This is a genomic window from Streptomyces sp. 8L, from assembly GCF_020176795.1.
Classification (GTDB): domain Bacteria; phylum Actinomycetota; class Actinomycetes; order Streptomycetales; family Streptomycetaceae; genus Streptomyces.
In genome coordinates this window covers 1-14,083 of record NZ_JAIUKE010000062.1, presented here as the reverse complement: position 1 = coordinate 14,083, position 14,083 = coordinate 1, and the positions used below count along the sequence as shown (strand labels likewise).

10 protein-coding genes are annotated in these 14,083 nt (G+C 72.7%); 6 read left to right on the top strand and 4 right to left on the bottom strand.

What is annotated here, in order from left to right; translation table 11 throughout:
* The gene (locus tag LCE31_RS07260) at positions 1–861 is read right to left on the bottom strand and encodes a carbohydrate ABC transporter permease (protein WP_225013167.1); all 861 of its coding nucleotides are present in this window, start codon (positions 859–861) and stop codon (positions 1–3) included.
* A gap of 63 nt (positions 862–924) precedes the next feature.
* Positions 925–1,920 carry an ABC transporter permease gene (locus LCE31_RS07255; protein ID WP_225013166.1) on the bottom strand — a complete coding sequence of 332 codons (996 nt, stop codon included), beginning with the start codon at positions 1,918–1,920 and terminating at the stop codon, positions 925–927.
* 325 nt (positions 1,921–2,245) lie between these two features.
* Here LCE31_RS07255 and LCE31_RS07250 point away from each other — a divergent pair, with 325 nt between their 5' ends.
* The 3 genes from LCE31_RS07250 to LCE31_RS07240 all read left to right on the top strand — a co-directional run bounded on the left by LCE31_RS07250 (position 2,246) and on the right by LCE31_RS07240 (position 6,528).
* A complete protein-coding gene (locus LCE31_RS07250) occupies positions 2,246–3,316 on the top strand; it encodes a hydroxyacid dehydrogenase (protein WP_374118424.1) in 1,071 nt (356 codons plus the stop codon).
* A 59-nt stretch (positions 3,317–3,375) separates the two neighbouring features.
* Positions 3,376–4,461, top strand: a complete 1,086-nt coding sequence (locus LCE31_RS07245; RefSeq protein ID WP_225013165.1) for a LacI family DNA-binding transcriptional regulator — start codon at positions 3,376–3,378, stop codon at positions 4,459–4,461.
* 132 nt (positions 4,462–4,593) lie between these two features.
* Positions 4,594–6,528 carry a DUF2264 domain-containing protein gene (locus LCE31_RS07240; RefSeq protein ID WP_225013164.1) on the top strand — a complete coding sequence of 645 codons (1,935 nt, stop codon included), beginning with the start codon at positions 4,594–4,596 and terminating at the stop codon, positions 6,526–6,528.
* 48 nt (positions 6,529–6,576) lie between these two features.
* On the opposite strand, the gene LCE31_RS07235 is transcribed toward LCE31_RS07240, so the two are convergent.
* Positions 6,577–7,452, bottom strand: coding sequence for a helix-turn-helix transcriptional regulator (locus tag LCE31_RS07235; RefSeq protein WP_225013163.1), 876 nt, complete (start codon positions 7,450–7,452; stop codon positions 6,577–6,579).
* 122 nt (positions 7,453–7,574) lie between these two features.
* On the opposite strand from LCE31_RS07235, the gene LCE31_RS07230 reads away from it, so the two are divergent.
* Positions 7,575–9,311: an AMP-binding protein gene (locus LCE31_RS07230; protein WP_225013162.1), complete on the top strand. Its 1,737-nt coding sequence runs from the start codon at positions 7,575–7,577 to the stop codon at positions 9,309–9,311.
* Positions 9,308–10,954: an AMP-binding protein gene (locus tag LCE31_RS07225; protein ID WP_225013161.1), complete on the top strand. Its 1,647-nt coding sequence runs from the start codon at positions 9,308–9,310 to the stop codon at positions 10,952–10,954. Before LCE31_RS07230 ends, LCE31_RS07225 begins: the two co-directional genes overlap by 4 nt.
* 80 nt (positions 10,955–11,034) lie before the next feature.
* Here the strand turns inward: LCE31_RS07225 and gcl are convergent, their stop codons facing one another.
* On the bottom strand, positions 11,035–12,813 hold the full coding sequence (gcl, locus tag LCE31_RS07220) for a glyoxylate carboligase (protein WP_225013160.1): 1,779 nt from the start codon (positions 12,811–12,813) through the stop codon (positions 11,035–11,037).
* Positions 12,814–13,043: 230 nt separating this feature from the next.
* Here gcl and LCE31_RS07215 point away from each other — a divergent pair, with 230 nt between their 5' ends.
* Entirely contained in the window at positions 13,044–13,847 is an 804-nt protein-coding gene (locus LCE31_RS07215) for a hypothetical protein (protein WP_225013159.1), read from the top strand.
* Positions 13,848–14,083: the final 236 nt, after the last annotated feature.

Genomic DNA, 14,083 nt, shown 5'->3' with positions numbered 1-14,083 from the left:
TCAGCCTTTGACGGCCCCGGTGAGCACGCCCTTGGTGAAGTACCTCTGGAGGAAGGGGTAGACGAGCAGGATCGGCACCACCGCGATCACGAGCACGGCCATCTGCACCGCCTCCTGCGGGGCCACCGCCTCGCCCGTCGCCGCCCCGCTGAGGCTCTGGCCCTGGAGGACGTAGGTGCGCAGCACCATGGGCAGCGGCCACTTGGCGGAGTCGTCCAGGTACAGCAGCGCGTTGAAGAACGCGTTCCAGTAGGTCACCGCGTAGAACAGGCTGACGACCGCGATCACGGCCTTCGACAGCGGCAGTACCAGGCGGACGAGGATGCGCAGGTCGCCCGCGCCGTCCACGCGCGCCGCGTCGTACAGCTCCTGCGGCAGGTTCATGAAGAAGGCCCGCAGCACGACCAGGTTGAAGGCGCTGACCAGGGTCGGCATCACGAGTGAGGCGTACGTGTCGTACATGCCGAGCGAGCGCACGAGCAGGAAGTTGGGGATGATGCCCGCGTTGAACAGCATCGTGAACAGCGCCGTCATCAGGATCGCCCGTGACCCGGTCACCTCGCTGCGGGACAGCCCGTACGCCATGCAGATGGTCACCAGCAGGCTCGCGGCCGTGCCGAGGACGGTGACACCGACACTGACCAGCAGCGCGCGGGTCACCACACCACCTGCGAACACCGTGCGGTACGCCTCCAGTGTGGGGTGCGCCGGCCACAGCACCAGACCGGTGCTGCGGACGATGTCCGTCTGGGACGCGAAGCTGGTGGCGACGACGCCGAGCAGCGGATAGACCACCGCGAGCACGACGAGGACCAGCACGATGCCCTTGCCCCAGCGGGCGACCGGCCCCTGCTTCTCCATCCACGGCGGCCTGGCGTCCCGCGTGCGGACGGGCGGGGGGCCGCCTCGGCGGAGGCGGTCGATTCAGCGGTCAGCACCGCGGTACACCCCCTCGTGGCCGAGCCGGTGGGCGAACTTGTTGGCACCGATCACAAGGCCCGCTCCGATCGCGGCCTTCACGAGGCCGACGGCGGCGGCCACGCCCCAGTCGTTGTCCCGGATGCCGTGGTAGTAGACGTACGTGTCGAGGACCTCGCCGGCGTCCGGGCCGACCGCGTCCCGCTGGAGGAGTATCTGCTCGAAGCCCACCGACAGGATGTTGCCCAGGTTGAGGATGAGCAGCAGCACGATGACCGGGGAGATCCCGGGCAGTGTGACGTGCCAGAGCCGCCGCCAGGGGCCCGCCCCGTCGATCGCGGAGGACTCGTAGAGCCCGCGGTCGATGGACAGGAGCGCGGCGAGGATGATGATGGTCCCCCAGCCCGAGTCCTTCCACACCAGCTCCAGGGTGAGCAGCCAGGGGAAGGCGTGCGGGTCGGACATCATGTCGTAGTGCGGGAGCCCCACCTTGCCCATCAGGCTCGGCAGGACGCCCGCGCCGCCCAGGATCTGCTGGAAGACGGAGACGATGATGACCCAGCCGATGAAGTGCGGCACATAGATGACGCTCTGGACGAACCTGCGGACCCGTTCGCCGGCGATGCTGTTCAGCAGGAGCGCGAGCACGATCGGGACGGGGAAGAAGAACACCAGCTGGATGAGGGCGATCTCCAGCGTGTTGCCGGTCGCCGACCAGAAGGCGGCCTGCTCGAACGCGCCGGTGAAGTTGGCGAAGCCGTCCCAGGCGCTGTGCATGAAGCCCAGGTAGGGCTCGTAGTCCTGGAACGCCACCACGTATCCGAGCAGGGGCACGTAGTGGAAGACCACGAAGTACAGCAGGCCCGGCAGGGTGAGCAGGAGCATCACCTTGTCGCGCTTGATCCGCTGCCACAGGGACAGCCGCCGGGCCGCACGCGGTGCTCGCGCCGTCGGGCGGCGGCCGGTTCGATCCAGCGGTGGACCTGTTGCGGTGTCGGCCATCGGGGTTCCCTCTTCGGCGAGTTGACGCAGGTGCGCCCTGGGTCCTGTCCCTGGGCCGTCTCCCCGGCGCGGGGAGCGGGGATCGGTACGGGAGTGGGCTGCTCTGCTGCGGCAACGTAGTAAGCGGTTACGGTCCCGTCAATACATTCGGGCGAAGATCCGTGTTGCTTCCTCGTCGCGCCGTCATTCCAGTTCGGGAAAGTGCCAGCTCAGCGGCGTGTGAATCGAGTTGGCGGCCCGCTGCGGTTCCTCCCGCCTTGACGGTTGCCCGGTCGCGTCCCTAGCGTGCTGCCCTGACAGAACACGCTTACTATTCGGAGGCAGGGTGCGCACCACCGACGAGGCACCGGCCCGGCCCGCGGGTGGCGAGAGCGCCGGCGTGACGAGGAGACCGCGCGCCCTCCTCGCCATGAACCCCGCCCTGACAGGCGAACTCTTCCCCCCGCAGGTCAGAGGCCGGCTGGAGGAGTGGGCCGAACTGAGCCTCCCCGAAGCCGTCACGGACTTCCAAACCCCGTCCCCGGCCACCCTGGCCCTGGTCGAGGTGCTCGTCACCGGATGGGGCTGCGCCCCCATCGACGCGGCCCTGCTGGCCAGGACGCCCCGGCTGCGCGCGGTCATCCACGCGGCGGGCACCGTGAAGACCTTCCTGCACCGTGACGTCCTCGACCACGGGGTCGTGGTCTCCTCCGCCGCCGAGGCCAACGCCGTCCCCGTCGCCGAATTCACCCTCGCCGCCATCGTGTTCGGCGCGAAGCGGGCCTTCTCGCTGTCCCGGGTGTACACGGACCGCCGCACCCACCGCACCCCGGACGACTTCGACCGCTACGCCTGGGTGGGCGGGCACGGACTGACCGTCGGTGTGATCGGCGCGTCCCGGACCGGACGGCGCGTCATCGAGCTGCTCTCGCGGACCCTCGAAGCCCGGATACTGCTGTACGACCCGTACGTCGACGAGGCGCGGGCGCGGGCGCTCGGCGCGGAGCCGTGCGACCTCGACACCCTGCTCGCCGGCAGCGACGTGGTCACCGTGCACGCCCCCGCGACCCCGCTGACGCACCGGATGCTCGACGCGCGCCGCCTCGCCCTGATGCGCCCCGGCGCCCTGCTGGTCAACACCGCGCGGGGCAGCCTCGTGGACACCCAGGCGCTCACCCCGCACCTGGTCAGCGGCAGGCTCGACGCGGTGCTCGATGTGACCGACCCCGAACCCCTGCCCAGGGACCACCCGTTGTGGGACCTGCCCAATGTGTTCCTCACACCGCACCTGGCGGGGGCCCAGGGCAACGAGGCGGCCCGGCTCGGCGCGGGCGCCGTCGAGGAACTGCGCAGGTACGCCCGCGGAGAGCCGCTGCGCCACCCGGTCCGCGCCGCGGACTGGGACCGCACGGCATGAGCGGGCCGGGCGCCGCAATAGGCTGGACCGGTCACGACCGCGTACAGGGAGAGGGGCCCATGCGCCGCGCAGACAAGGCGAACGGCGGAAAACACCGGGCGACCGTCACCGACGTGGCGGCCCACGCCGGTGTGTCCACCGCGACCGTCTCCCGCGTACTGAACGGCAACTACCCGGTCGCCGCCGCCACCCGCGCCAAGGTCGAGGCGTCCGTGAGGGAGTTGGGCTATGTCGTCAACGCGCACGCCCGCGCCCTGGCCGGCTCCTCCACCGGCACCGTCGGCATCATCGTCAACGAGGTCATCGACCCCTTCTACGCGTACATCGCGCGGGGCGTCGAGCGGGAGGCCGCACGGCAGGGGAGGCTGTGCCTCGTCTGCTGCACGCAGGGGGACCCGGAGCGCGAACTCGCCTTCATCGACCTGCTGGACGAACGGCGCGCCGACAGCATCGTCGTGGTCGGCGGCAGCATCCAGGACCGCCGCTACACCCTCGAACTCTCCACGCGTGCCCGCCAACTCCACGCCCGGGGCGCCCTGCTGGTGCTCTGCGGCCGTCCCCCGCTCGGCGACGGCGTACCCATCGCCGGGGTCGAGTACGACAACGAGGGCGGCGCCTTCGCACTCACCGACCACCTGCTGACGCGCGGCCACGAACGCATCGTCTACCTGGGCGGCCCGCCCCGGCTCTCCACCACCAGGGACCGGCTGGCCGGACACCGCAGGGCGCTGCGGACACGCGGCGCGTCGCCGGACGCGTCGCTGCTGCGGACCGGCGCCTTCAGCAGGAGCTTCGGCCACCGGGAGATGGCCGAAGTGCTCGCGGACGGCACCGAGTTCACGGCCGTGTTCGCGGCCAACGACATCGTCGCCGCCGGGGCGGCGCAGGCGCTCGAAGAGGCCGGACTGCGCGTACCCGACGACGTGTCACTCGTCGGCTACGACGACATCCCGGTCGCCCAGGAGATGCGGCCCCGGCTGACGACCGTACACATTCCCCTGGAGGAGATGGGGCGCCAGGCCGTGCGGCTCGGACTCGGCACCGCGGCCGGCGACGACTGGCGCGAGCCCGAGTCCGGCGTGCTGAGGCTCGGCACCCACCTCGTCGTCCGTGACTCCGTCGCTCCCCGGGACCCGCGGCCCTAGGCCGTGTCCGCAAAGTCGCGCCCGGCTCGCGAGGCCCGCCGCGAGGCGACCCCCACACCCCGAACTGCCACACCGGGCCCGGAACCCCGGGCCCGCATCCGGGCCGCACCCATCCATGTCAGGAAGGTCCCGTTGATCCCGCCGTTCCTCACACTCCCTCCCACGGACCGCGTACGCTCCTCGCGCACCGGCTGGACCCGCGCCCACTGGGAAGCGCTGGCCGACGCGCTGCTCGACGGCGTCGCGCCGTACGCCTCGCCGCGCGGCGCGCAGTACCGGCTGCCCGGCCGCGGCTCGTGGTCCGGTGTGGCGCTCGACGGCCTCGAAGGCTTCGCCCGTACCTTCCTGCTCGCCGCCTTCCGGATCGCCGGCGCGGGCGGTGCGGGCGGTGCGGTGGACGAACGGCTCGTCGAGCGGTACACGCGCGGCCTCGACGCCGGCACCGACCCCGCGTCGGGCGAGGCCTGGCCCGCCCTGACCGACTGCTCCCAGCAGATGGTGGAGGCCGCGTCCGTCGCCGTGGCCCTGCACGAGACGAGGCCCTGGATCTGGGACCGGCTCGAAGCCCCGGTGCAGGCCCGCGTCGTGGCGTGGCTGTCCGGCTTCAACGGCGCCCGCACCTGGGACAACAACTGGCGGCTCTTCCAGGTCGTCTCCGAGCAGTTCCTCGCGTCCGTCGGCGCGCCCCACCGCACCAAGGACATCGAGTCCGGCCTGGAGCGCCTGGACGACTGGTACGTGGGGGACGGCTGGTACACCGACGGAGACGGCCGCAACTTCGACTACTACGGCGCCTGGGCCCTGCACTTCTACCCGCTGATGTGGGCGCGGATGGCCGGCGGCGACGCGGGCGGCAGGGCCGCCGTCCTGCGGGAGCGGCTCCGCCTCTTCCTGGGCCCGTACCCCCACTTCTTCGGCGGCGACGGCGCGCCCGTGCACCAGGGGCGTTCACTCGCCTACCGCTTCGCCGTGACCGCGCCGGTGTGGATGGGCGCCCTGGCCGACTGCTCGCCGCTGAGCCCGGGGCTGACCCGCAGGCTCGCCTCGGGAGTGGCCCGCCACTTCGTGGAACGGGGCGTCCCCGACGAGCGCGGCCTGCTCCCGCTCGGCTGGTACGGCACGTTCCTGCCCGCCACCCAGCCCTATTCGGGCCCCGCCTCCCCGTACTGGGGCAGCAAGGGCTTCCTCGGGCTGCTGCTGCCGCCCGACCATCCGGTGTGGACGGCCAGGGAGGCCCCTCTCCCGGTCGAGCGGGCCGATACGTACACGGCGCTGCCCGCACCGGGCTGGCTGCTGCACGGCACCCGCCACGACGGGCTCGTACGCCTGGTGAACCACGGCAGCGACCACCAGTCCCCGAGCGGCCCGGCCGAGGAGGACGACCCGCACTACGCCAAGGTGGCGTACTCCACCGCCACCGCGCCCGAGACGGGGCAGAGCGCGCTGGGCAGCGCCGTCGACGGCCGGCTCGCCCTGCTCTCCGCGGACGGCGCCCCGTCCCCGCGCGGGCGCGTCCAGCTCCTGCGGTGCGGCGGACGCTCCGCCACCTCCCGGCACGAGGCCCGCCCAGCGGGCCGGGCCCGGGCCGTGCCGGTGGAGACCACCAGCGTCCTGCACGGGCCCTGGGAGATCCGGGTGCACCGGATACGCGCCGAGGCCGGACTCCCCCTCGCGGAAGGGGGCCACGCGGTCGCGGGCCCGCGCGAGCCCGTCGCGCGCACCGGCCCCGGCTGGGCGCTCGCCCGCACCGAGGACGGCCTCACCAGCGCGGTCGTCGCCCTGTACGGCTGGGACGACGGCGGAGCCGAGGTGGACCGCCATCTGGGGACGAACGCGTTCGGCACCCACTCGGCGACGCCCCGGCTGAGCGGGCGCACCGCGAACGGCACCGGCGGCGCCGGCGGTACGGACGGCGCCGAGGGCGGAACGAGCGTGCACGTCACCCTCGTCCTGCTCGGCAGGGACGCCGCCGACCCCGAAGCGCTCGCCAGAACGACGCGCTGCGACGTCGAGGGGGAGCGGGTCACGGTGCGCTTCGCGGACGGGTCGCGCGTCGAGGTCGACTGAGGGAGCGCGGCCCCTGACCGGAGGGAGCCGGCCGGGGAGCGTCCCCGGTTACGGCAGCAGCCCGGCCCTGCGCGCCGCCACCACCGCCTCGAGCCGAGTATGCGCGCCCAGTTTGCGCATCGCGGAGCGCAGGTAGCCCTTCACCGTCTCCGGCCGTACGCCCAGCGCCTCGGAGGCCGCCGCGTTCGTGGCACCGGCCGCCACGCACGACAGCACGTCCACCTCGCGCGGCGCCAGGGCGGCCTGGCGCGCCGCCGGTCCTCGCGCGGGCGCCGCCGCGCCGGACAGCCGGGCGCACGCGGCGAGCAGCGTCCCGCGCAGCTCCGGGTCGGCGATCCGCGAGGCCAGCGCCCGCAGTTCGCCGTGGGCGGCCCGCACCTCCTCCCAGGCGCCCGAGGCGGCACCGGGCTTCGCGCCCGCGCCCGGATCGGCGTCGAAGGAGGCTTCGGGGCCGCCCGCCCGCGCCAGCAGCCGCCGCGCCTCGTCCCGTACGGCCAGGGCCTGTTCGACGTCCCGTGCGGCGGCGACCGCGGCGTCGAACACCCGGTCCCCGATCGGCAGCGGCGCCCGCAGCGCCCCGTACAGGACTCCGCGTACGCGCCGGTGCACGACCACCGGCACCGCGACGACCGAGCGCAGCCCCTCGGCCGCGACCGCCGTGTCGTACTCGTGGCTGATGTGCCGTGCCACCGTGTAGTCCGCCACCCCGCACGGCCTGGCGAGCGCGAGGGCCTTGCCGCCCACGCCGTGCCCCGACGAGATCAGCAGACCGCGCAGGGCGGGCGTCGCCGCGCCCGTCAGCTCGGTCAGCCGCAGGCTCGCCGCGTCGTGCAGCAGCCCGCCGAACGCGATGGGCAGCCCCGCCGATCTGCGCAGTCCGAGCAGCGCCGACCGGATCTCCTGGGAGTCGCCCGCACCCGACACGTATCCGTACCTCCACCGCGTTTCCTGGACACCCCCGTTCGGGGGTGGTGAGACCTGTGACACTGATTACACGATGCGGGGCACGGGTCCGGCAATGAGGCCGGCGACGAGAAGGGCACCACATGACGTCAGGCGGCACCACAGGCCCCGGCACGGCGCCGGACGGCCCCACGGGGCGGTTCAGGGCGGCTCGCGACTTCCTGCTGGCGCACCGGGAGGACTACCGGGGCGCCTGCGACGGGTTCGTCTGGCCCCGGCCCGCGTACTTCAACTGGGCCCTCGACTGGTTCGACCGGATCGCCGAGGACCCGCGGAACGCGGACCGGCTCGCGCTGCACATCGTCGAGGAGGACGGCACCCGCACCCGCCGTACTTTTCCCGAGATGGCGGCCCGCTCGAACCAGGCCGCGAACTGGCTGCGCGCGCAGGGCGTTCGGGCCGGCGACCGCGTCGTGGTGATGCTCGGCAACCAGGTCGAGCTGTGGGAGACGGCGCTCGCCGCGATGAAGCTGCGCGCCGTCGTCATCCCGGCGACGCCGCTGCTGGGCACGGCCGACCTGCGCGACCGGGTGGGGCGCGGCGGCGCCCGGCATGTGATCGTGCGGGCCGCGGACACCGCCAAGTTCACCGGCGTACCGGGGGACTACACCCGCATTGTCGTCGGCGCGGGCCCCGGCGCCGGGCGCCCGGCACCCGCCGGATGGCGGCTGTACGAGGAGGCGTACGCGGCGCCGGCGGGCTTCGAGCCGGACGGCCCGACCGCCGCCGACGACCCGCTGATGCTCTACTTCACCTCGGGCACCACCGCGCGCCCCAAGCTCGTGGAGCACACGCACGTCTCGTACCCGATCGGGCACCTCGCCACGATGTACTGGATCGGGCTGAAGCCGGGCGACGTGCACCTGAACATCGCCTCGCCCGGCTGGGCCAAGCACGCCTGGTCCAACCTGTTCGGGCCGTGGAACGCGGAGGCCACGGTCTTCATCCACAACTACACGCGCTTCGACGCGGCCCGGCTGATGGCCGAGATGGACGCCTCGGGCGTCACCAGCTTCTGCGCCCCGCCCACCGTCTGGCGGATGCTCATCCAGGCCGATCTGACCCAGCTGCGCACCCCGCCGCGCGAGGCCGTCGCCGCGGGGGAGCCGCTGAACCCCGAGGTCATCGAGACGGTACGGCGCGAATGGGGCGTCACCATCCGGGACGGCTTCGGCCAGACCGAGACGGTGGTGCAGATCGCCAACTCGCCCGGCCAGCTGCTGAAGTCGGGCTCGATGGGCCGCCCGCTGCCCGGCTTCGCCGTCGAGCTGCTCGACCCGGTGACCGGCGAACCCGGCGTCGCCGAGGGCGAGATCAGCCTGGTCCTCGCGGACCGCCCGGTCGGCCTGATGACCGGGTACAACGGCGACCCGGAGCGTACGGCGGAGGCGATGGCCGGCGGCTACTACCGCACCGGCGACATCGGCACCCGCGACGCCGACGGCTACATCACCTATGTGGGCCGCGGCGACGACGTCTTCAAGGCGAGCGACTACAAGATCAGCCCCTTCGAGCTGGAGAGCGCGCTCCTGGAACACGAGGCGGTCGCCGAGGCGGCCGTCGTGCCCGCCCCCGATCCGGTCCGCCTCGCCGTGCCGAAGGCGTACGTGGTGCTCGCGGAGGGCTGGGAGCCGGGTCCCGCCACGGCGAAGGCGATCTTCGAGCACTCCCGGGCGGTGCTCGCACCCTACAAGCGCCTCAAGCGGCTGGAGTTCGGCGAGCTGCCGAAGACCGTGTCCGGCAAGATCCGCCGCATCGAGCTGCGCGAGCGCACCGCGGCCGGTCCTGGCGAGGAGTTCGCGGAGGGCGACCTGACATGACGCAGGCACCGGGCTCCGCCGCCGCGCCCTCCCGAGCCCTCTCCTACACCCACGGCACCGGCACCACGCCGCTGCTCGGCGACACCATCGGCGCGAACCTCGCCCGCTCCGTGGCCGCCCACGGCGCGCGCGACGCGCTGGTCGACACGGTCTCCGGGCGGCGCTGGACCTACGCCGAGTTCGGCGCGGACGTGGAGCGCCTCGCCCGCGCCCTCATCGCCCTCGGGATCGAGAAGGGCGACCGCGTCGGCATCTGGGCCGTCAACTGCCCGGAGTGGGTGCTCGTCCAGTACGCGACGGCCCGGGTCGGCGCGGTCATGGTGACCGTCAACCCCGCGTACCGCACCGGCGAAGTCGCCTTCGTGCTGCGGCAGTCGGGCGTCTCACTGCTGGTCGCCTCGGTGGCGCACCGGACGAGCGACTACCGGGCGATGGTGGACGAGGTCAGGGCCGAGTGCCCCGCGCTACGGGCCGTGCACTACATCGGCGATCCGAGCTGGGACGAACTGGTCGCGGCCGGAAGTGGCGCGACGGCGGACCAACTGGCCGCCAGGGAAGCGGGGTTGTCCTGCGACGATCCCATCAATATTCAGTACACCTCGGGCACCACCGGCTTCCCGAAGGGTGCCACGCTCTCCCACCACAACATCCTCAACAACGGCTACTTCGTGGGGGAGACGGTCGGCTACACCCCGGCCGACCGGATCTGCCTCCCCGTGCCCTACTACCACTGCTTCGGCATGGTGATGGGCAACCTCGCGGCCACCTCCCACGGGTCCTGCATGGTGATCCCGGCCGCGTCCTTCGACCCGGCGGCCACCCTGGCGGCGGTGCAGGCGGAGCGGTGCACCTCGCTCTACGGCGTGCCGACGATGTTCATCGCGGAACTCGACCTGCCCGGCTTCGCCGCGTACGACCTCTCCTCGCTGCGCACCGGCATCATGGCGGGTTCGAACTGTCCCGTGGAGGTGATGAAGCGCGTCGTCGCCGAGATGAACATGACCGAGGTGTCCATCTGCTACGGGATGACGGAGACGTCGCCCGTCTCGGCCCAGACCCGGCGCGAGGACGACCTGGAGCGCCGCACCGGCACGGTCGGGCGGGCGCTGCCGCACATCGAGGTCAAGGTGATCGACCCGGCGAGCGGTGTGACCCTGCCGCGCGGCGAGCCGGGCGAGCTGTGCACGCGCGGGTACAGCGTGATGCTCGGCTACTGGGACGAGCCGGGGCGCACCGACGAGGTGATCGACGCGGGCCGCTGGATGCACACCGGCGACCTCGCGGTGATCAGGGACGACGGTTATGTCGGCATCGTCGGCCGGATCAAGGACATGATCATCAGGGGCGGCGAGAACATCTACCCGCGCGAGATCGAGGAGTTCCTCCACACCCACCCGAAGGTCGCCGACGTCCAGGTGGTGGGCGTCCCTGACGAGCGCTACGGCGAGCAGGTGGTGGCCTGCGTCATCCCCCGCGACCCGGCCGATCCGCCGGGCACCGGGGAGGTCGCCGCGTACTGCGCGGGACGCCTCGCCCACTACAAGGTGCCGCACCGGGTGGAGATCGTGGACGCGTTCCCGATGACGGTGAGCGGCAAGGTCCGCAAGATCGAGCTGCGGGAGCGGTTCACGGAGCGATCGTGAACGCGGGCCCCGTGTCCGGTGGTCGCCGGCCACGGGGCCCGTCGCTCTGCCCCGGGCCGTCCCCCGGGGGCCTCCGCCGGTCAGGCCAGCGGAAGGATCTCGGTGGGCGCGTGGCCCGGTGCGGTGGCCAGGTCCTCGAACTCGTTGACCGAGCCGATGTCGCTGCCGCTCATCGCGATGTTGGTGACGCGCTCCAGGATCGCCTCGACCACCACGGGCACCCGGTACTCCGCGGCCAGCTTCTTGGCCTCCTCGAACGCGGGCAGCAGCCGGTCGGGTTCGGTGACCCGGAGGGCCTTGCAGCCGAGCCCCTCGGCGACCTTCACATGGTCGACGCCGTAGCCGCCGGTCTCCGGCGAGTTGATGTTCTCGAACTCCAGGTTGACCTGGAAGTCCATGTCGAAGGCGCGCTGCGCCTGGCGGATCAGCCCCAGGTAGGCGTTGTTGACCAGCACGTGCACATACGGGATGCGGTGCTGCGCGCCCACCGCAAGCTCCTCCAGCATGAACTGGAAGTCGTAGTCGCCCGACAGCGCCACCACGCTCGCCTCCGGGTCGGCCGTGGCGACGCCGAGCGCGGCCGGGACGGTCCAGCCGAGGGGGCCGGCCTGCCCGCAGTTGATCCAGTGGCGCGGCCGGTAGACGTGCAGCATCTGCGCGCCCGCGATCTGCGAGAGGCCGATCGTGGACACGTACCGCGTCTCGGGGCCGAAGGCGCGGTTCATCTCCTCGTACACCCGCTGCGGCTTCAGCGGCACGTCGTCGAAGTGCGTCCTGCGGTGCAGGGTGGCCTTGCGCTCGCGCGCGGCGGCCACCCAGGCGCTCCGGTCCGGGAGTCGGCCGGCGGCCTTCAGCTCCTTCGCCACCTCGACGAAGAGGGCGAGCGCGGCGCCCGCGTCCGACGCGATGCCGTAGTCGGGGGCGAAGATCCGGCCGATCTGGGTGGGTTCGATGTCGACGTGCACGAACGTGCGGCCCGCGCGGTAGACGTCGAGCTTGCCGGTGTGCCGGTTGGCCCAGCGGTTGCCGATGCCGAGGACGAAGTCGGACTCCAGGAACGTCGCGTTGCCGTAGCGGTGGGAGGTCTGCAACCCGACCATTCCGGCGTTGAGTTCGTGGTCGTCGGGGATCGCGCCCCAGCCCATCAGGGTCGGCACGACCGGGGTGCCGGTCAGCTCGGCGAACTCCACCAGGAGGGCGTGCGCGTCCGCGTTGATGACCCCGCCGCCCGCGACGATCAGCGGACGCTCGGACGCCGCGAGCATCCGGACGGCCTTCTCCGCCTGGGCCCGTGAGGCCGTGGGGCGGTAGACCGGCAGCGGCTGGTAGGTGTCCGGGTCGAACTCGATCTCGGTCTGCTGGACGTCGAGCGGCAGGTCGATCAGCACGGGGCCCGGGCGGCCCGAGCGCATCAGATGGAACGCCTGCTGCACCACGCCGGGCACCTGGGCGGCCTCCAGCACGGTCGTCGCGGCCTTCGTGACGGGCCCGGCGATCGACGCGATGTCGACGGCCTGGAAGTCCTCCTTGTGGATCACGCCCGTCGGCGCCTGCCCCGTGATGCACAGGATCGGGATCGAGTCGCCGGTCGCCGAGTACAGACCGGTGATCATGTCCGTGCCCGCGGGGCCCGATGTGCCCACGCAGACGCCGATGTTGCCCGGGTGGGTGCGCGTGTAGCCCTCGGCCATGTGCGACGCGCCCTCGACGTGGCGCGCGAGCGTGTGCTGCACGCCGCCTGCCGCCTTGAGGGCGGCGTAGAACGGATTGATCGCCGCACCCGGCACACCGAAGGCGTGGGTCACACCCTCGCGCTTCAGGATCTCAACTGCCGCGCGGGCGGCGGTCATTCGAGGCATGAGTGCTCCTCATTCGGCTGGCGGATTCGGGCTCTGTCGCACCACCTGAGAGCGCCAATTCCGTAATGTGGAATTACTGTTTTGCTATACGGAAATCAAGGTAGGCCGGGGCGTCCGGCCAGTCAAGGGGGAGGCCTGCGTCCTCTCCCCAATACCTCGCTCTTGGTGGACGATGGACCACGCAACGCAATCGGCCGGAGTGGCGACGAGAGGCCTGTGGGGGGCACGTGATGGAAGCGGAGCGCGGGATCAGCGTGGACTGCCCGGCCTGCGGGCGCAGACACCGCTACGCGGCACCGACGTACGCGTGCGCGTGCGGTGCGCCGGTGGCGCCGCCCCTGCGCGACGGCGCACGGCCCGAGCCGGTGGTCCGCAGGTCCTGGGCCGACGAATGGGTCGTCGTACGGTGCCGGGCCTGCGGCCGGGACGGGCACTGGCCGCAGCCCGAACTCGACTGCCCCTGCGGCACGATGCTGCGCATCCCGGTGGAACCTGACGCGCCCGCGGGGCCGCCGCGCGGAGAACCCGCGGACCCCTCGGCCGCGGGCACCGGGGCCGCTTTACCTCGTGACTGGCCTTCGCACGACTGGCCGCCGCACGACTGGTCGCCGCGCCCGTCCCACATCCCGCTGCCGCGCACGGCCGCGGCGCCCCGGCCCTCGTTCCGCCCCCTGACGATCCGTACGGCGCGCGACGCGGTCACCGCCGCCGGGCTCTACCTCCGCTGGCTCGGCTTCCACGGTGTGACGGCGGCCGAGCCGCGACCCGAGTCCGGTGTCGACCTCAGGGGCCCCGACGTCGTCGCGCGGGTCGACCCGACCACGAGCCGCACCCCGCTGCGCGCCGTCGAGGGCATCTGGCTGTACGGCATGTACGAGGCGGCCGCGGGCGTGCTGTTCTCCCTCGCCGGATACACCGACGAAGCCCGCACCCGCGCCGACGAACTGGGCGTGCCCCTCTTCGTGATGGACCTCACCGGCACCCCGCAGCCGGTCAACGCGGCCGCCGACGAACTGGTCTCCTGCGAGCTGTGAACCAACCCGTCCCAGGCCGGCGGACGCCGTCCGCACCCCGGGGGACCGGCCGGAACACAACGGGCGCGCCGGCACCGAGCCGGCCCGGAGCCGGGCGGGCCGGTCCGCGCGGTGCGGCGCGCCCGGCCGCACCCGCGCGGCCGGTCACTTCGTCAGGACATTGACCACGACGATGAACAGGCCGAGCGGGACATCGCCGCCCCCGCCCGGCAGGCGGCGAACCAGCCCTGCCCCGC

Excerpts from the sequence above, each read along its gene's own strand:
- LCE31_RS07255 (WP_225013166.1), bottom strand. The coding sequence starts at position 1,920 with ATGGCCGACACCGCAACAGGTCCACCGCTGGATCGAACCGGCCGCCGC.
- LCE31_RS07260 (WP_225013167.1), bottom strand. The coding sequence starts at position 861 with ATGGAGAAGCAGGGGCCGGTCGCCCGCTGGGGCAAGGGCATCGTGCTG.
- LCE31_RS07215 (WP_225013159.1), top strand. The coding sequence starts at position 13,044 with ATGGAAGCGGAGCGCGGGATCAGCGTGGACTGCCCGGCCTGCGGGCGC.
- LCE31_RS07225 (WP_225013161.1), top strand. The coding sequence starts at position 9,308 with ATGACGCAGGCACCGGGCTCCGCCGCCGCGCCCTCCCGAGCCCTCTCC.
- LCE31_RS07245 (WP_225013165.1), top strand. The coding sequence starts at position 3,376 with ATGCGCCGCGCAGACAAGGCGAACGGCGGAAAACACCGGGCGACCGTC.
- gcl (WP_225013160.1), bottom strand. The coding sequence starts at position 12,813 with ATGCCTCGAATGACCGCCGCCCGCGCGGCAGTTGAGATCCTGAAGCGC.
- LCE31_RS07230 (WP_225013162.1), top strand. The coding sequence starts at position 7,575 with ATGACGTCAGGCGGCACCACAGGCCCCGGCACGGCGCCGGACGGCCCC.